This window comes from Alistipes sp. ZOR0009 (genome assembly GCF_000798815.1).
Classification (GTDB): domain Bacteria; phylum Bacteroidota; class Bacteroidia; order Bacteroidales; family ZOR0009; genus Acetobacteroides.
The window spans coordinates 23660-41042 of the sequence record NZ_JTLD01000016.1 but is presented as its reverse complement, the minus strand read 5'-3'; the positions used below and the strand labels follow the sequence as shown (position 1 = coordinate 41042).

The 17383-nt window shown below is 45.4% G+C and carries 16 protein-coding genes; 11 read left to right on the top strand and 5 right to left on the bottom strand.

Going from position 1 to position 17383, the window contains the following annotated elements:
* The first annotated feature begins 4 nt into the window (after nt 1-4).
* From L990_RS05360 to gyrB, 3 genes are all read left to right on the top strand, one after another.
* A complete protein-coding gene (locus tag L990_RS05360; RefSeq protein ID WP_047446266.1) occupies nt 5-3079 on the top strand; it encodes a tetratricopeptide repeat protein in 3075 nt (1024 codons plus the stop codon).
* Between the two features lie 8 nt (nt 3080-3087).
* Nucleotides 3088-4767, top strand: coding sequence for a hypothetical protein (locus L990_RS05355; RefSeq protein WP_156121350.1), 1680 nt, complete (start codon nt 3088-3090; stop codon nt 4765-4767).
* A 268-nt stretch (nt 4768-5035) separates the two neighbouring features.
* Nucleotides 5036-7027, top strand: coding sequence for a DNA topoisomerase (ATP-hydrolyzing) subunit B (gene gyrB, locus L990_RS05350; RefSeq protein WP_047446264.1), 1992 nt, complete (start codon nt 5036-5038; stop codon nt 7025-7027).
* A 38-nt stretch (nt 7028-7065) separates the two neighbouring features.
* Here gyrB and L990_RS05345 read toward each other — a convergent pair whose 3' ends face one another.
* The 3 genes from L990_RS05345 to L990_RS05330 all read right to left on the bottom strand — a co-directional run bounded on the left by L990_RS05345 (nt 7066) and on the right by L990_RS05330 (nt 9328).
* Nucleotides 7066-7518: a DoxX family protein gene (locus tag L990_RS05345; RefSeq protein ID WP_047446263.1), complete on the bottom strand. Its 453-nt coding sequence runs from the start codon at nt 7516-7518 to the stop codon at nt 7066-7068.
* 18 nt (nt 7519-7536) lie between these two features.
* Complete coding sequence (locus L990_RS05340) at nt 7537-8250, bottom strand: pirin family protein (protein ID WP_047446262.1); 714 nt, start codon at nt 8248-8250, stop codon at nt 7537-7539.
* Nucleotides 8251-8437: 187 nt separating this feature from the next.
* Nucleotides 8438-9328: an AraC family transcriptional regulator gene (locus L990_RS05330; RefSeq protein ID WP_052180759.1), complete on the bottom strand. Its 891-nt coding sequence runs from the start codon at nt 9326-9328 to the stop codon at nt 8438-8440.
* A gap of 131 nt (nt 9329-9459) precedes the next feature.
* Between L990_RS05330 and L990_RS05325 the strand changes: the two genes are divergently transcribed.
* Complete coding sequence (locus L990_RS05325) at nt 9460-10431, top strand: diacylglycerol/lipid kinase family protein (protein WP_047446259.1); 972 nt, start codon at nt 9460-9462, stop codon at nt 10429-10431.
* Nucleotides 10432-10650: 219 nt separating this feature from the next.
* Here the strand turns inward: L990_RS05325 and L990_RS05320 are convergent, their stop codons facing one another.
* The gene (locus L990_RS05320) at nt 10651-11145 is read right to left on the bottom strand and encodes a hypothetical protein (protein WP_047446258.1); all 495 of its coding nucleotides are present in this window, start codon (nt 11143-11145) and stop codon (nt 10651-10653) included.
* A gap of 521 nt (nt 11146-11666) precedes the next feature.
* Here L990_RS05320 and L990_RS05315 point away from each other — a divergent pair.
* From L990_RS05315 to L990_RS05290, 6 genes are all read left to right on the top strand, one after another.
* Entirely contained in the window at nt 11667-12089 is a 423-nt protein-coding gene (locus L990_RS05315; protein ID WP_047446257.1) for a GNAT family N-acetyltransferase, read from the top strand.
* Nucleotides 12090-12217: 128 nt separating this feature from the next.
* A complete protein-coding gene (locus L990_RS05310) occupies nt 12218-12508 on the top strand; it encodes a YciI family protein (protein WP_047446256.1) in 291 nt (96 codons plus the stop codon).
* A 74-nt stretch (nt 12509-12582) separates the two neighbouring features.
* Nucleotides 12583-13002 (top strand): DUF3788 family protein, encoded by a 420-nt coding sequence (locus L990_RS05305; RefSeq protein WP_047446255.1) that lies wholly within the window; start codon nt 12583-12585, stop codon nt 13000-13002.
* A gap of 91 nt (nt 13003-13093) precedes the next feature.
* Nucleotides 13094-14011, top strand: coding sequence for a DUF6263 family protein (locus L990_RS05300; protein WP_047446254.1), 918 nt, complete (start codon nt 13094-13096; stop codon nt 14009-14011).
* 110 nt (nt 14012-14121) lie between these two features.
* Nucleotides 14122-14565: a GNAT family N-acetyltransferase gene (locus L990_RS19115; protein ID WP_052180758.1), complete on the top strand. Its 444-nt coding sequence runs from the start codon at nt 14122-14124 to the stop codon at nt 14563-14565.
* 117 nt (nt 14566-14682) lie between these two features.
* A complete protein-coding gene (locus L990_RS05290) occupies nt 14683-15231 on the top strand; it encodes a hypothetical protein (protein WP_047446253.1) in 549 nt (182 codons plus the stop codon).
* Between the two features lie 46 nt (nt 15232-15277).
* On the opposite strand, the gene L990_RS05285 is transcribed toward L990_RS05290, so the two are convergent.
* Nucleotides 15278-16081 (bottom strand): Cof-type HAD-IIB family hydrolase, encoded by an 804-nt coding sequence (locus L990_RS05285; protein WP_047446366.1) that lies wholly within the window; start codon nt 16079-16081, stop codon nt 15278-15280.
* Nucleotides 16082-16333: 252 nt separating this feature from the next.
* Between L990_RS05285 and L990_RS05280 the strand changes: the two genes are divergently transcribed.
* Nucleotides 16334-17320, top strand: a complete 987-nt coding sequence (locus tag L990_RS05280) for a cation diffusion facilitator family transporter (RefSeq protein ID WP_047446251.1) — start codon at nt 16334-16336, stop codon at nt 17318-17320.
* The last annotated feature ends 63 nt before the right edge of the window (nt 17321-17383 follow it).

Here is a 17383-nt window from a genome sequence, read left to right as displayed (position 1 = left end):
GTCAATGGCAAAAACCCTAACTAAAAGATGGTTCCCACTGCTTGTTCTGATGCTGGTAGCATTTCAGAGCGTGGGACAGGTTACCCAAATCAACAAGAATGAGGAACGCTTGTACCGCCAAGGTGTCGAGCTGTATGAAAAGGGTAAATATGCGTCTTCCCAGCATGTGTTCGAGGATTATCTTAGCCTGATAGGCAAAAAAAACACAATGCTTAAAGGAACCGCCGAATACTACAAGGCAATGTGCGGCATCCACCTCGAAAACAAGGATGCTGAACGCGAAGTACGCAACTTCGTAATGCACTACCCCGAAAATCAGAAGGTAAACAGCGCCTGCTTTGAACTTGGGAAGCTGTACTACACCCAAAAGAGCTACAAAGACGCAATTTACTGGTTCGGTCGGGTAGAAAAGAACGCCCTTGGTTTCAACGACCGCTGCGAGTACTACTTTAAAAGCGGACTTTCCTACTACTATACAAACGACAAAAGTTTAGCCGCTCAGAATTTTGCCGCCATTAAGGATGTAGAAAACCAGTACTCTTCGCCAGCGATGTACTACTACTCGCAAATTGCTTACGAGGAAAAAAACTACACCACCGCTCTAAAAGGTTTTGAAACATTGATAAACGATGAGTCATTTGGCCCCATTGCGCCATACTATATCGTTCAGATACATTACATACAGCGCAACTACGAAAAGGTGGTGGAGATCGGGCCTAAACTTCTAGAGACTTCGACCCCAGCCCGCTCTGCCGAGATCTCTCGTATCATTGGAGAGTCGTACTACCGCCTTAAGATGTACCCATCGGCGTTACCCTACATCAATAGGTACGCAGATGAAACCAAAAACTTAACCAGAGAAGATAGCTACCTTATCGGATTTATCAACTTTAAAGCGAACAACCATGCTAAAGCTGTAGAATCTTTCGAGCGTATCGTTTCTGGTAACGACTCGTTGAGCCAAAACGCCTACTACCACCTAGCCTATAGCCAAATGCAGCTTAATAATAAGCAAAAAGCGCTACAGGCATTTAGTATGGCTGCCAAAATGACCTTCGATAAGGACATACAGGAGGATGCGCTTTTCAACTTTGCAAAGCTAACCTTCGAGCTGAACTTCAACCCCTTTAATGAGGCCATCACTGCATTTAACAACTATATAGCCAAATACCCCGATAATCCTCGTGTTGACGAAGCGTACGAGTACCTGATGATTGCCTACACCAATACCAAAAACTATAAGGCTGCGCTAGAGTCGCTTCAAAAGATAAAAAAGCAGGATATCAAGACAAAGTCGGCCATACAACGTTTAGCCTACTACAGAGGATTGGAACTTTTCCAAAACCTAAACTTCAAAGAAGCAGTAACCTCTTTCAACCTCTCGCTAGACAACTCGAGCTATAACCGTTCCTTAGCTGCGCTAGCTTTATACTGGAAAGGTGAATGCTTTTACCGCCTTGGCGAATACGACGAAGCTCAAAAAACATACAACAGCTACCTACTTACAGCTGGCTCCTTCGAGCAGCCAGAGTACAAGCTGGCACACTATGGGCTTGGCTACAGCTACTTCAAAACCAAAGAGTACGATGCCAGCATGAGCTGGTTCCGTAAGTACACCAACTTCTCCGAAGTACCGTCAAAGCCAGCCCTTGCCGATGCCTACAACCGTATTGGAGATATCCTTTTTTACCAACGCAAGTACTGGCCTGCAGTAGAGGCTTACGACAAGTCGTATGCGCTCAACGCTTCAGATCCTGACTATGCGCTATTCCAGCGCAGCTTTACGCTCGGCTTGGTAGACAGACCAGAAAGGAAAATTGAGTCGATGAACACCCTGATAGAAAAGCACCCTCGCTCTACCTACGTTGATGATGCCCTCTTCGAAATAGGAACGACCTACACCAAAATAGAGCAGTTCGACAAGGCTGAGGAAACTTTCCAAAAGCTGATCGACACCCAAAAAGGATCGGTTTACTACGTAAGAACACTTGTAGAGTTAGGGCTTATCAACATTAACAAAAACAACGAGAAAAAAGCGCTCGATTACTACAAGCAGGTTGTAGAAGGATTTCCTGGAACGGTAGAGGCTAAGAATGCGCTACTAGGAATCAAAGAAATCTACATCGACCAAAACGACGTAGATTCCTACTTTACCTATGCGCAAAAGATTGGAAAGGATGTAACGATTGGCATGGCGGAAAAAGATTCGCTGATGTACACCGCCTCAGAACGTGCATACCTAGCCAACGACTGTGCCAAGGCAATCCCCGGCTTCAAGAAATATATTACCACCTTCCCTAATGGAGATTTTGTGCTAAACTCGTACAACTATTTAGCCGATTGCCAAGAACGTTCGGGCAATATGGCTGATGCTGCAGCCTCATACAAAATCATTAGCGAAATGCCCAAAAATAAGTTCTCCGAAAAGTCGCTACGCAAGTACGCCGACATCAGCTTCGGATTAAAGAACTACAAAGAGGCTTACACCGCATTCGAAAAGTTGGAGGTAAATGCAGAGCAAAATACAACGCTTCTAGCAGCCCGTACCGGAATGATGCGATCGGCAAACGAGCTAAAGCAGCTCCAGCACGCCATTGATGCTGCCACCGCGCTTATTTCTACAGACAAGGTATCGGTCGAACTTGCCCGCGAAGCACACTACACTAAAGCAAAAGCGCTTTACGAGCTCAAGAACTTAGACGGAGCTGCCGCAGAATTTGCTCAAATAGCCACCAACGTTCGCACAAAAGAAGGTGCCGAAGCCAAGTACATGAAAGCGCAGATAGCCTACGAGCAAAAGAAATTTGACGAGGTAGAAAAAGAGGTCTTCGACTTCGCCAATATGAATACCCCATACCAATACTGGACAGGAAAGAGCTTCCTTCTTCTTGGCAAGACGTACATCGACAAAGATGACGCATTCCAAGCAAAGGCAACCATCCAAAGCGTTATCGACGGATACGGCATCAAGGATGATGGCATTCTAGACGAAGCCAAGAAGATGCTCGAAGCAATCGATGCCCAAGAAAAGGCTAAGCAAAATGTACCGCAAGCGCCAGTAGAGGTTATCCAAAAGTAGATCGAACGATGAAAAAAATTATATACACTTTACTTGCGCTGATGCCGCTAACCGCCATGGCGCAAAAGGAGAATAAAGATTTGAACAAGCAGGTTGAGGTATCTCGTGCTTACGAGCCCACCATCAACGATGCTTCGAAGCTCAATATTATGCCCAAGATTACCGATACGCTAAAGTTGGCTCCAACTTTTAAGTATTCGATATTCTCAAAGCCGCTCGAGAGCTCATTCCCTGTTAAACAAATTCCTGCGGCTAAGCTCGTGGCCGAGCCCAAGCCCGACCTATACAACTTTTACATTCGTGGTGGCATTGGCAACTACATGTCGACGCTATTCGACATCTACTACAACAGCCCACGAAACGAGGCATACAGCTACGGAATGTACTTCAACCACCGAGCATCAACCGGAAAAGTTGGATTGGAAAATGGTCCCGATGTTAACACCAACAACTCCAAAAACCAAGTTGCCATCTTCGGAAAGAAAATCTTCGACAAGGCCATACTTAATGGGGGTGTTAGCTATACCCGCAATAAAAACTTATTCTACGGAGTTAACTACAGCGATCCCAAGAACAAAGATTACAGCTTTAATAAGGACTCGCTAACCCAATACTTCAACAACGTGCGAGTTGATTTAGGCATAAAATCATTTTACCTCGACTCGACTCACATTAACTACAAAGGCTTTGTGGCGTACGACTACTACAATGACAAGGCAGACTTTGTGGAAAATCATTTCAATGTAGGCGGAGAAGTCTACAAGTTTTTCCCAAAAGACTACATGGGTGTTGGGCTAAACATCCTCCACATCGGAAAGTCTGGCTCCTTCGATACCGTTTCGAATACGGTTGTATCCATCGCTCCCATGCTAAAAAAGTACGGCGATATTTACACGGCCTCCATCGGGGTGAACTTCACCAACGATTCGTGGGGAGTTAACGGGAAAAGTTACTTCTTTCCTGTTGGGCACCTCACCATCGACGCAGCAGGCAACTTCTTTGTTCCTTACATAAAAATCGGAGGCTATTTGGAGGTTAATTCCTACAAAAAGATTACCACCGAGAACCCATTTGTGTTACCAAGCCTGTATGTCGAAAATACTGCACACAAAATGGTGCTTACAGGAGGAATAAAAGGGAACGTTAGCGCATCAGTATCCTACAATGTTTGGGGAGGCTACGAGCTAATTGACCACCAATATTTCTTCATCAACCACTACAACAAAACCGCCAAAAGAAATCTTTACAACAACTTCAACGTAATTTACGACGATATCCAAAAGACAACCTTTGGAGGAGAAGTTGCCGTAGCGGTAAAGAACTACCTCGAAATTGGAGCCCGTGCCGAAGTCTTTAACTACTCGCTAGATAACGAGGAAAAAGCTTGGGGAATGCCAAACTTCGAGATGGCTTTAAACGCATCGTACCGACATAGCCAAAAGCTGAAGTTTTCTGCATCGATTTTCGCCATCGGCAATCGCTACGCTAAAAACATTGGCCCAACAATTACGACACCTATTAAGCTAAAATCATTTGTCGATGCCAATATTGGCTGCGAATACTCCTTTACGAGGCGTTTAAATGCGTTTATCAACATCAACAATATTTTTAACAGCAGCTACGACACCTACTACCTCTATCCAGCTTACGGCGTTAACGGAATGGTTGGCGTTAGCTACTCGTTCTAAAGACTCATAAACAACCATCTACATATCCCAGGCACAATTCAAAGCGTGCCTGGGATTTTTGTTTCCTTCCATCCAAAAAAAATGAAACAACCAAACGTTAAGTAATTCATAACTAGCAGCGAAGTTTATCCTTAAACAGACGAAATAAGGTTCACCATAAGGATAAAAATGTTATATTTGCATGTAATCCTGCCAATGTTAACTAGGATTAACTATGGCAGGAATTTTTATGAGAGAAATAGTAGAACAAACATAAATTTCGCAAGTAATGAGCAATGTTGACGCAGAAAAAAACGGACTAACGCCAAGCGATTATTCGGCCGATAGTATTCAGGTACTGGAGGGTCTGGAGGCGGTTCGCAAGCGTCCGTCGATGTACATCGGCGATGTGGGTGTAAGAGGTTTGCACCACTTGGTTTATGAGGTTGTAGATAACTCTATTGACGAGGCTCTTGCAGGATACTGTAATAGCATCCAAGTATATATCAACGAGGACAACTCGATTACTGTAACCGACAACGGTCGTGGTATCCCTACTGATTTCCACGAAAAGGAACAAAAATCGGCGCTGGAAGTAGTTTTAACCGTACTCCACGCTGGAGGTAAGTTCAACAAAGATTCCTACAAGGTTTCTGGAGGTCTCCACGGTGTGGGGGTATCGTGTGTGAACGCCCTTTCGATTAAGCTGGTAGCAACTATCCATCGTAATGGAAAAATATACGAGCAGGAGTACAGCCAAGGAAAGCCGCTTACCGAAGTAAAAATAATTGGTGATACCGACAGAACTGGTACAACTGTTCACTTCAAGCCCGATGCCGAAATCTTCAATACGCTAGAGTATAGCTACGATATCCTTTCGACTCGTATGCGCGAGCTGGCATTCCTTAACAAGGGGATAGAGCTAAGCATCACCGACAAGCGCGAGAAGGAAGAGCAAACGCTAGAGGATGGAAGCAGCGTAGAAGCCTTCAAGACTGACACCTTCCACTCTGAGCTTGGCTTGAGAGAGTTTGTAGACTACCTTGACGTAAACCGCGAAAAGCTTACAGAAAAGCCAATTTACATTGAAGGCGAAAAGAATGGCGTTCCTGTAGAAATCGCATTCCAGTACAACACCAGCTTTTCGGAAAACGTACACTCCTACGTTAACAACATTAACACCATAGAAGGTGGTACCCACCTTACCGGCTTCAGAAGAGGGCTAACCCGTACCCTAAAAAAGTACGCCGACGAATCGGGCGCGCTTCAAAAGCTTAAATTTGAAATTAGCGGTGATGACTTCCGCGAAGGGTTAACCGCTGTTGTTTCTGTTAAGGTTGCTGAACCTCAATTTGAGGGGCAGACAAAAACCAAGCTAGGCAACTCCGAAGTATCGTTGGCCGTAGACCAAGCAACCAGCGCCGCACTCGAAGCATACCTAGAGGAAAACCCCAAAGACGCACGCCAAATTGTTCAAAAGGTAATTCTGGCTGCAACTGCCCGTCAGGCTGCCCGCAAAGCGCGCGAATTGGTACAACGCAAGACCGTTCTTTCTGGTTCTGGCTTACCCGGTAAGCTGGCAGACTGCTCGGAGCGCGACCCTGAATCTTGCGAGATATTCTTTGTCGAAGGGGACTCGGCGGGTGGTACTGCAAAGCAAGGCCGCGACCGTAAGTTCCAAGCAATTATGCCGCTACGTGGTAAAATCCTGAACGTGGAGAAAGCCATGCTGCATAAGATCTTCGAAAACGAAGAAATCAAGAATATATTCACCGCACTAGGTGTAACCATCGGAACAGAGGAAGATAGCAAAGCGCTGAACATGGAAAAGCTTCGCTACCACAAGATAGTTATCATGACCGATGCTGACGTGGACGGTAGCCATATCGCCACGTTAATCATGACCTTCTTCTTCCGCTACATGTACGATTTAATTAAAGAGGGATACCTTTACATCGCCACTCCTCCGCTATACTCGGTAAAGAAGGGGAATAAAATGGTGTACTGCTGGAACGACGACGAACGCGATCGTAACATCCAGGAGCTAAGTGGAGGAAGAGAAACCTCGGTTCACGTTCAACGCTATAAAGGTCTTGGAGAAATGAACGCAGAGCAGCTGTGGGAAACTACCATGAACCCAGAGAATCGTGTTCTTCGTCAGGTGAACATAGACAGCGCAGCAGAGGCCGACAGAATATTCTCCATGCTTATGGGAGACGAAGTTCCTCCTCGCCGCGAGTTTATCGAGAAGCACGCTAAGTACGCGAAGATTGACGCATAATATAAAAAGAAGAGCGCTTAACTAAGCGCTCTTCTTTTTTACTTCAACCTTTTCGATATCAGGTTATCGATGGAGAATCGTCCGCTACCCCCTACCAACGAAGCAATCGCTAAGCCAAAAACAAGGATAAAGAACTCAACTCCTTCGCCAGCCTGGTTGCCAAACCAATTCATAAAGAAACCGTTCTGAAGATGGCCTCCCATAACCATCGCCCCAAGCATCGTAACGAAGATGGATGCTGCCATAAAACGGGTTCCAAAGCCTAAGATAAGAGCGGCACTCCCTAAAAACTCTGCCATAATTACCAGCGTTGCCACAATAGCGGGTATGCCCATTTGCCCAAAGAAGCCTACCGTTCCGCTAAAGCCATAACAGCCAAACATACCTAACGCCTTTTGCATCCCATGAGGTAAAAGAACTACCCCTAAAGCAACGCGTACTGCTAGCAGCGCATACGACTGCTGATCTGTCGATAAAAACTTTTTAATCATTGTATTAAGTTGTTACTATTATACTTGCATTGGCACCTCCATCAAAAGAACTTTTGATGCTGATGATGATTTAATTTCGATAGACTCTGTTTCCCACACGCCTAGGCCATCTCTAGTTTCCAACGACTCTCCGTTAACCTCAATTGCCCCCTCAATGACGAAAACGTAAACTCCATTCTTTTCACCTTTTAGGGTGTAGGTTCCTTGCCAACCCTCGCTCAGGTCTCCCATATGAAACCAAGCATTTTGGTGAATCCAAACGCCTTCATCATCCTCGTTAGGAGACAGAATCTGGTAGAGCTCATTTTCTTTGGCAAGCAAGGAGATTTCGAGCTGATCGTAGCGTGGCGTTACGTTACGCCTGTTAGGAATAACCCATATCTGTAGCAGGCTCACATCGCCCTCGTCCTTTTGGCTGAACTCGCTATGAAAAACACCGGTACCAGCGCTCATAACCTGAATTTCGCCGCTTTTAATCACCGCCCTGTTCTTCATGCTATCCTTATGCTCCAGCACGCCAGAGAGTGGAATGGTGATAATTTCCATGTTATCGTGCGGATGCATACCAAAGCCGTTGCCGCTCTTTATCCAGTCGTCGTTTAGGACACGTAGCGCCCCAAAATGAATACGCTCGGGGTTGTAGTAGCTGGCAAAGCTGAAGGTGTGATAGGTGTCCAGCCAGCCGTGGTTGACATGCCCCCTTGTTTCCGACTTGTGTAGTACCGTTTTCATGTTGCCCTCCTTTTTGGGTTTACCGCTTTCTTTTGCCGATGCTGCATTTGCCTATAACAATGCTGCGCCAACAAAGAAATCGCCTAATCTATCATCGCGAACATCATGCTATCTGATGTTTACGATGCAAAGATACGGCGAGGCAAAAGGCTACGCGGTAAAGAAATCAGGGATATGATTGCAAAAATCAGGACTGACGCGCCGAAATTCTAAATTCGGAGGGGGTTACCCCTGCGTTTTTCTTGAAAAAGTTGTTGAAATGGGCTGCCTCATCGAAGCCAAGCTCGTAGGATAGCTCCTTATTGCTTACCTCGCTAAAGAGCAGCCGACGCTTTGCTTCGGTTATCAAGCGGCTTTGAATATGCTCTTTGGCCGACTTGCCGGTAAGCGACTTCACCGTTTTATTCAAATAGTCGGCCGTAATGGCCAGCATGTCGGCGTAGTCGGCAACCATGTGCTTGGTGGCATAATGCGCTTCTACGAGCTGCTTAAACCCTCTAAGCAGCTGGTTACCCACCTCCTGCAACTGCGGATTCCCCTCCTTTTTCAGCGAGCAGTGGTTGTTGCTCTGTATTAAAAGCACCTTTACGAGGGCACCAACCGCATCGTTAGTGTACTTGGTTAGCGAAGTGCTGTACTGCCACATCTGCTCTATTAGCCCACGGTAAACCGCCACATCCCTTTCGTTGATACGCAACGGGGGCGACTGTCCGTAGTTGTTAAATAGGTATATGTCGTCGATAAGCTGGCAGGGAATGGAGTTGTGCAGCAGAAACTCGGGGGTGAATACGACCATCCAACCGCTAGGCTCCTCGGTAAACGAGAGCTGATGCATCTGCCCGGGCTGAATAAAGTAGAGCGTTGCATCTTCGAGCTCGTACTCGGCAAAATCAACCAGGTGCTTTCCCTTTGCCTTCTCGATAAAAATTACCGAGTAGTACTCGTGCCGATGAGGGCTATCCACCATGCCTTCCGAGGCCTTGTAGATATCCTCAATGCGCTTTAGTGCAAATTCTGCACTATTCCGCTTCAGATCTGCAAAAGTGTAGCTCTTAACCTGTTGATGCCTGCTATCCATGAAGACAAGGTAGAAGTTGGATAAATTTAGCGAAACACGCTGCTGGGTTCGCCTAGTAAAATTAGGATTAAATTATTTATCGTTCACCGATTTTCGAAGAAACTACTACTTTTGCCACATTAATTTAACCTATGGATAAGATCTGCTTTATAGTAAACTCGCAAAAGAAAGGGTTGGAGAGGCTGAAGGAGAATATTAAGGAAACTTTTAGCGAGAAGTATGATGTCGGATTCCTGTTTACCACTGGCTACCGAAGTGCAGAGCAGCTAACGCGCACGGCCATAGACCTTGGCTACAGCTACGTAGTTGCGGTAGGCGGCGATGGTACTGTAAACGAGGTGATAAACGGGGTAATGCAAATGCCCATCGAAAAGCGTCAAGGCGTTATTGTTGGAATTTTACCCTGGGGCACAGGCAACGACTTTGCGCGCACAGTAGGCGCCTCGTCGTCGGTATCTAACCTGTACAAGCAGGTTATCGGTTCGCAGTGCAAGCCCATCGATGTGGTGAAGGTAAGCTACTGCGATGGCAAGGGACAAGCAGCAAGCCGCTACTTTAACAACATAGCCGATGTGGGCATAGGACCAGACACCCTGATTACCGTAGGAAAAATATCGAAGTACGTTGGCGCCAGCTTGGCATTCTCCATTGCTGCAGTCAAGGCGCTTTTCTTTCTCAAGCCCCACTCCATCTTCTTAGAGGCCGACCAAGAGTCGTACACGGGAAAGGTAAAATGCGTTTGCCTTGCCAATGGCCGCTACTTTGGTAGCGGATTAGGTATTGCGCCCCTCGCAAAGCTCGACGATGGACTGCTAAATCTGGTAGTTATCGAGGATGTTTCGTCGTTCGACTTCATAAAGCTCGTAGGCTTTCTCCGTAAGGCAAAGCCCATTAGCCATCCAAAAGTAAAGTATATATCGGCCAAAAAAGCAACCATAAATGCCCATAACAGGGAGCTGCCCATGGAGGTAGACGGCGAGGTAGTTGGCTACGCGCCCGTAACTGCCGAAGTGCTACCTGCCAGCGTATGCGTACTGGGCGACTGCTTTAAGGGCACAAAAAGAAAAGAAGCAAAAAAGGAGAGCGCTATAGCAAGCTGCTAGAGGGCAGAAAATAGCACCATCTACCATAAAAGAAAAATAAAAATGCACCTTGACCATTGCGGTAAGGTGCATTTTTATAGGTAACGCGATTTGAATCTAAGAAAACAGGATGAAAGTTAGCGATACCATGCCCACCAGATCCCGGCCTACGCAGGGATGATAGGCCACTACCCTCCCCTTATCTGCTTAAATCAAGCTCCCGTTAAGTAGATCGAACAGCTAATTCTTTGTAGATTCCTTTGGTTCTTCGGTAATCTCCTTACGGCCAAGGTTGGCATAACGAGTAGAAAGATCGTCGAATATGGTTTGTGCATGAGGCGCATTCTTAGAAGCTAACATCTTTATATTTTGATAGTAGCTCCGTGCACTTGAATCAATATCAAACTTAATCATCATCTCGGTATCTTCCCAGTTTTCCAATAACGCTCTAAGACGATTAATTATTGGACGCATACCCTTGTGCAGCTCAATTTTACGCCTGTACTCCTCCTTATCGAGAAGGTATGGAACAAAATCGTTATTTTGATCCATATACTCTAGAATACGGGAAGCCCACTCCATGGTACTATTCCCAGTTTTCCCGTAGCGCCTACGCTCTGCAGGAGTGAATGAATCTAACTTTCCTTTCGTCAGAGCTTCCAATGCAGTTAGCTCCTTCAGTACATTTTCAAAATCATCGTCCAAAAAACGAGGATTGAACAAAGGTTTGTTCATAGTATTAGATCTTTAAATATTAAACAATATTATTGTCTATACTATTAAACATTGGTTGTTTTAAAAAGGTAATTTTTTGAGGCCACTTTTTTTCAAAAAATTTGGGCATCTCCTTAAACGACCTTCATCGACCATAAAAACGAACCCTAATCCCTGTAAATTCAGCCTATATCGAAGAAATTTTACGCAATATACCATCGAAGAGAAGAGACAACGAAGAAATTTTATGCGATATACTATCGAAGAGAAGAGACAACGAAGAAATTTTACGCGATATACCATCGAAGAGAAGAGATAACGAAGAAATTTTACGCGAAATACCATCGAAGAGAAGAGACAACGAAGAAATTTACTGGGACGTTAGCTCCATATAGCAAGCTAACCCCAAAGGTAAAAGCCCCCTACATGCCATTATATGCCCGTTTTTTGCATACTACCAGCAAAAACTCCTACAGGAAACCCCTTTTTATTTATTTTTAGAAGCTAACTTTACTCGGAGTTTACAACCCAACACCTTACACATGAACCTGCACCTACAGCACAGCATTCAAAACATCGACTGGAACCAAGTGGTGGAAACGTTAAAGCTAGTGGGAATGGGCTATCACCAAAGCCACATCCACGAAAAGGCGTTTAGCAACAGCCAAGCCGTTGTATTTGTTTTTGATGGCAGCCTAATGGTGGGCTTTGGAAGGGCCATCTCCGACGGAGCATACCAAGCCGCGATCTACGACGTGGCCGTCCTGCCATCGTATCAGGGAAAGGGTATTGGGAAGCTAATTTTAGAGAGCATCGTTCAGCAATGCCCCGACTGCAGCTTTATTCTATACGCTTCGCCCGGGAAAGAACGGTTCTACGAAAAGGCTCAATTCAGAAAAATGAAGACAGGAATGGCCCTCTTTACTAATATAGAGGGTATGAAAGACAAGGGTTTTACCGAATAGCGCAGGGTTAACGCAGTTATACCAGCCTATGAGCACACCCCCTGCAGCCATCACCCCGCAAAATTCTACAGCCACGCTACATTACAAAAAGATAGGTATCTTTAGAGCAAAATATAAGGTAAAAAAACATGTACATTGTATCCTTAACCTACACAGCACCGCTCGAAACGGTAGATAGCCACCTCGATGCGCACGTTGCATTCCTAAAAAAGCACTACTCGCTGGGTAACTTTCTGGCATCAGGACGAAAAGTTCCTCGCACGGGAGGTGTAATACTTGCCAATGCGGCCAGCCGTACGCAGCTCGACGACATCGTAAAGGAAGATCCCTTCTACATTCATGGGGTAGCCAGCTACGAGATAACCGAATTTGTGGCTAGCATGACCTGCCAAGAAATGAGCTTCGTACAAAACAAGTAAAAAGCAGCGGTCACCAAGTACAAGGCGTGGCCATCCTAACTAATAAGCATACCAACCCTTTTGCTACTATCAGTATGGAAACAATGCTACTTCGCGACGAGCAAATTGTCCCAACACCCGAAGTATTAGAACAGGTGCTAGGAGAATGCTACCCCACATTTGCAGAGCTGATGAGCACCGCCACCAACACCTACCTGCTAACTCCAGAGTGGAACTACTACAAGGATGGTAAGGCGTGGCTTTGTAAGGTTATCTTTAAGAAGAAGACCGTATTCTGGCTTTCGGTATGGGAAGGATTCGTAAAGACCTCCTTCTACTTTACAGAGAGGAACATGGAGGGAGTTGCACTGCTGGATATCGAAGAGTCGATAAAGGATACCTTTGCTGCTAGCAAGCCCATTGGTAAGCTCATTCCGCTAATACTAAGCATCGATTGCCCAGCGCAGCTAGCCGATTTCTTTAAAATAGTGGAGTACAAGAAGGGATTAAAGTAGGCAAATAGCGCCAGCTGCTAAGTAAACTAAAAACAAAGGCTAGATAAAACGATCTAGAAAAATAACCATCGACGTATAAGAATAGTTTTACATGAAAAAATTTTGCTGCATTGTTCTTGCAACAGTAGCCGCGAGCCTCTGCTATGGTCAAGCGGAAAAGCTCGGACTTAAGCTACGTAAGGGAGAAACCTACACCCAAAATCAAACATCGAAAATAGCGATTAACCAAACCATTAATGGGCAACCTAACGCTATAAACATGAGCATGTCGGCCAAAACAACCTTTAAGGTGCTCGACATTGTTAACTCCGAATACAACATGGAGGTTCGATTTTCGAGCCTAGCGATGAGCATAAGCACGCCAGCCCAAGTACTTGAATTTAGCTCGGAGAAAAACAATCCTAACGACATTGTTTCCTCTATCTTTAGCAAGATGAAGGATAAGCCATTTGAAATAAAGCTGTCGCAACAGGGTAAAGTTATGGAGGTACGAAACTTAAATTCGTTATACAACAACATCTTCGACAGCTTCCCCCAACTTTCCGACCAGCAAAAGGAGCAGATTAAGGCACAAGTCACCCAATCGTTTGGCGAAAACTCCATTAAAGGAAACATCGAGATGCTATCTGCCATATTTCCAGAAAAGGAGGTTGTGGTTGGAGACAAATGGACTAACAAAAGCGAGCTCCAAACAAATATAAAAGCAGAATTGCAAAACAAGTACGAGCTAAAAGAGTCGAATAAGGAGTACTATATTATAGCGGGTAATTCAGACATTCAATCCTCACCCAGTAACGATTACACCTTAATCAACGGTTTTCCTATAAAGTACGATTTAAAAGGAAAAGTAGCTTCTCTTTTTAAGGTTGACAAAAATACAGGTTGGACAATTCAAGCCCAAACAAGTCAAACAATGAATGGAAAAGCGTTGGTAAAAGCCAGCGCGAAGCTACCTAATGAGATGACCATTCCTATGACGATTAGCAACGAATCGCTGTTTACCGAGTAAATTAGGTCGTAAGCAAAGTACCAGCATCCTCAAAGCGTTCTGCCAACAGGGTGCTGGTATTTTATTTATACAAAATCGCTACCTTTAGTATAAATCCTAAAACAAAAGACATGGTTACCTATAAAGAAATCCTACCCAACGAAGTAAGTATCATAAAAGAGCTTTGGATAAGGAACCGCGATTACCTCGCGGCAATGGAGCCACACTTCAAAAGTCAGTACCTAAACCTGAGCTTCGAAGCGCGCATGCAGTCGCTTTTTGCCAGCAAGCAGAAGCAGTATAAGATAACCGTAGCAGCGCAAAACGATACCGTAGTAGGCTACTGCATCTCCGAGTACGAAAACGGCGAGGGTGAAGTTGTGTCGCTTCATGTTCTCGAAACCTTACGAGGACAAGGAATCGGGAAGCAGCTGCTAAGCCGCCACGTAAGCTGGTTAAAGCAGAATGGATGCTGCAAAATTGGGCTTTACGTTGCATCGGAGAACCAGAAAACTATCGATTTCTACAAAGCCAACGGATTTTTGAGCAACCTTACCTACATGCAGATACCGTAGGCAACGACAGCCCTGCAACTTTTTGAGCCTCCAAACGAACAAACTGAAAAAAAGCGCTGTTTTGATAGTGCGAGCCAGCACCAAAGTGCATCCACTCAACAAACAGCACCATAAATAATGAAAACAGCAGCCTTCTTCCTTATTTTTATTGCCGCGCTCTACTTCGGAACGGGCGGATACGTGATTCTCCAAAACGAGCAGATGTACGAAAACGCCCTTAAGCTCGAAAAAAAGGAGGTGGAGTACAAGGGAACCACCTACCACAACTACGAGCTGTACCGAATGGTACGCCAGTACGGTCTTATCCTTAAGGTTTTTCCTTACACCCAGCATATCCCTACAGGTGTTAGCTTTATTATTACGGCAATGGCGTTTGGCGTTGTGGGGGCCATTGGCCGAGTTATTAACGACACCATACGGGCTAAGCAGAAGCTGAACCAAACTGCAAACCTGCTGCTCATTACCGCTCATGGCGCCATTATCGGCGTGGTTATTCTTGGAATATCCTACTCCATCCCCATGCTACTAACGGGCGAAAACATTCCGCTTAAGCCCATTACGGTAGTTTTCATCTGCCTGCTTGGCGGCATCATCTACGACAACTTCTACACCTGGTTTATAGGTGCCATTAGCAAACTCATCAACAAAAAAAGCGAGGAGAAATAAAAAAGCACCGCTCGTAGAAGAGAGCAGCGCTTAGATTATGGAGTGCTTAATTTAATAAAAACCGTTCTACCACTTCGGCCACGCCGTCGTTCATGTTGGAGGCGACAATAAAGTCTGCCCTATCTCTAAGTTCGGGCGTTACGTTATCAACCCAAACACCCAAGCCAGCATACTCTATCATGGAGAGGTCGTTACCGGCGTTGCCCACAGCAATAATTTGTTCCTGCGCAATGTTAAGCTTCTTTGCCAACACCTCTATACTTGCGGCCTTATCAATTCCCTGAGGCATTACCTCTAAAAAGAACGGCTTTGAGAAAGCAACGCTTAGGTCTTTTCGTTCCGATTTCAGAACCCGCTCAACCCCTTTCAGGCGCTCGGGATCGTCAAGAAGAATACACTTAACGGTAGGCTCGTTAACCTCATCCTTAAACGAAGGAACCAGATTTAATGGCAGCCCTGTTAGGTTCTTTTCGATGTTAATAAACTCCGACTCGCTCTCTGATATAATCCCCTTGTTGGAGTAGGTGATAATGTGAACATTGTGCATCAAGCTAAAATCGTGCAGGCTGTGCACCTCTTCGGTGGTAAGCGTGCGCTCAAATATCTGCTGGTTGTTCGACATGTCGGTAATAACAGCCCCGTTAAAGGAGATGATGTACGAGCCAAACCTATCGAGCTGCAGTTCTTTGGCGTAGCCAACCATTGCAGGGGTAGGCCTTCCCGAAGCAAGCACCACCTTAACGCCCTTCTCCTGGGCCTTAAGCAGTAAGTCTCTATTTCGTTCCGATATTTTATGATCGTCTGTAAGCAAGGTATCGTCCATATCTAGGACTAGCATGCGGTAGTTCATTGCCATAATAGTTTAGTAGCTATGCCCTTTTACCAAGCATAGCAGTTGCTCTTCTTAAAAAATTTCAGGTATACCAACGGTAAGAATGATGATTAAAATCCAAAACTCTTTTGCAAACCTTATACCAAATCAAAAAACGGAGCAAAGTTATAATATTTTGTGCTTATCAAGCGGCATCATTCCTCTCGATAAGGGCTAAATTCTTTGTCTATAACAGCAGTTAACCTATCTTTGCCTAAAATCCCCCTAGGCATGCAGGCAACCTCGAAGGAAAACTACAACTATCAAAAACTTATTGCCGTAGTTGCAGTAAGCTTATTTGTCATCAAGTTTATTGCTTGGTACATCACAGGCTCCATAGCCATCTTTACAGATGCAATGGAGAGTATCGTAAATGTGATTGGGGGCTTCGTTGGCCTCTACAGCCTTTACCTTTCGTCGTTACCCAAAGACCGAAACCACCCCTACGGTCACGGAAAGGTGGAGTTCATTTCGGCAGGGATAGAAGGAGCGCTCATTACCATTGCAGGGGTTGCCATTATTTACAAGTCGGTAAACGCGCTTTTTAACCCAACTCCCCTAGCCCAGCTCGACTATGGAATTTACCTCGTACTCTTTTCGGCTATCGTAAACTACGTAATTGGGAGCATTGCCGTTAAGCGAGGGAAGAAAAATAGCTCGTTAGCGCTGGTTGCCAGCGGCAAGCACCTTCAATCGGACACCTACACCACCGTAGGAATCATTGTAGGGCTAGTTATTTTAAAGTTTACAGGGTTGGCTTGGCTCGATGCCACAACGGCCATCATCTTTGCGCTACTAATTATTTACCAAGGGATAAAAATTGTTCGCCATGCGCTTGCCGGAATCATGGACGAGGCAGATATGAAGCTCATAGAGGAGCTGGTAGAGCACCTTAACCAGCATCGGCACAGGCAGTGGGTAGACCTGCACAACCTCCGCATAGTAAAGTACGGCGCGGTGTACCATATCGACTGCCACCTTACTGTACCTTGGTACATTACCGTAAAGGAGGCGCACTACGAGGCCAACGCGCTGGAGTGCCTAGCCTTCGAAAAGTACGGCGAGCAGGTAGAATTTAGCGTTCATATCGAAGATTGTCATGCTAAGGCCTGCCCTATTTGCGAGGTAGAGAGCTGCCAAAACCGCCAATCCGAACTACGGAAAAGAGTAGAGTGGACGGCAGAGAATGTATCCAGCAGCAAACGGCACCATCCGTAAAGCGAAAAGAATAAGAAAGGCCCCATTCTAGGAAATGCTAGAGTGGGGCCCTTTTCTATCTCT

Bases quoted from the DNA above. Each gene is read 5' to 3' on its own strand.
- L990_RS05320 (WP_047446258.1), bottom strand. From the start codon at position 11,145: ATGAACAAACCTTTGTTCAATCCTCGTTTTTTGGACGATGATTTTGAA.
- L990_RS05310 (WP_047446256.1), top strand. From the start codon at position 12,218: ATGTACATTGTATCCTTAACCTACACAGCACCGCTCGAAACGGTAGAT.
- L990_RS05305 (WP_047446255.1), top strand. From the start codon at position 12,583: ATGGAAACAATGCTACTTCGCGACGAGCAAATTGTCCCAACACCCGAA.
- L990_RS05315 (WP_047446257.1), top strand. From the start codon at position 11,667: ATGAACCTGCACCTACAGCACAGCATTCAAAACATCGACTGGAACCAA.
- L990_RS05285 (WP_047446366.1), bottom strand. From the start codon at position 16,081: ATGAACTACCGCATGCTAGTCCTAGATATGGACGATACCTTGCTTACA.
- L990_RS05300 (WP_047446254.1), top strand. From the start codon at position 13,094: ATGAAAAAATTTTGCTGCATTGTTCTTGCAACAGTAGCCGCGAGCCTC.
- L990_RS05345 (WP_047446263.1), bottom strand. From the start codon at position 7,518: ATGATTAAAAAGTTTTTATCGACAGATCAGCAGTCGTATGCGCTGCTA.
- L990_RS05280 (WP_047446251.1), top strand. From the start codon at position 16,334: ATGCAGGCAACCTCGAAGGAAAACTACAACTATCAAAAACTTATTGCC.
- L990_RS05340 (WP_047446262.1), bottom strand. From the start codon at position 8,250: ATGAAAACGGTACTACACAAGTCGGAAACAAGGGGGCATGTCAACCAC.
- L990_RS05355 (WP_156121350.1), top strand. From the start codon at position 3,088: ATGAAAAAAATTATATACACTTTACTTGCGCTGATGCCGCTAACCGCC.
- L990_RS05290 (WP_047446253.1), top strand. From the start codon at position 14,683: ATGAAAACAGCAGCCTTCTTCCTTATTTTTATTGCCGCGCTCTACTTC.
- L990_RS05360 (WP_047446266.1), top strand. From the start codon at position 5: ATGGCAAAAACCCTAACTAAAAGATGGTTCCCACTGCTTGTTCTGATG.
- L990_RS05330 (WP_052180759.1), bottom strand. From the start codon at position 9,328: ATGGATAGCAGGCATCAACAGGTTAAGAGCTACACTTTTGCAGATCTG.
- gyrB (WP_047446264.1), top strand. From the start codon at position 5,036: ATGAGCAATGTTGACGCAGAAAAAAACGGACTAACGCCAAGCGATTAT.
- L990_RS19115 (WP_052180758.1), top strand. From the start codon at position 14,122: ATGGTTACCTATAAAGAAATCCTACCCAACGAAGTAAGTATCATAAAA.
- L990_RS05325 (WP_047446259.1), top strand. From the start codon at position 9,460: ATGGATAAGATCTGCTTTATAGTAAACTCGCAAAAGAAAGGGTTGGAG.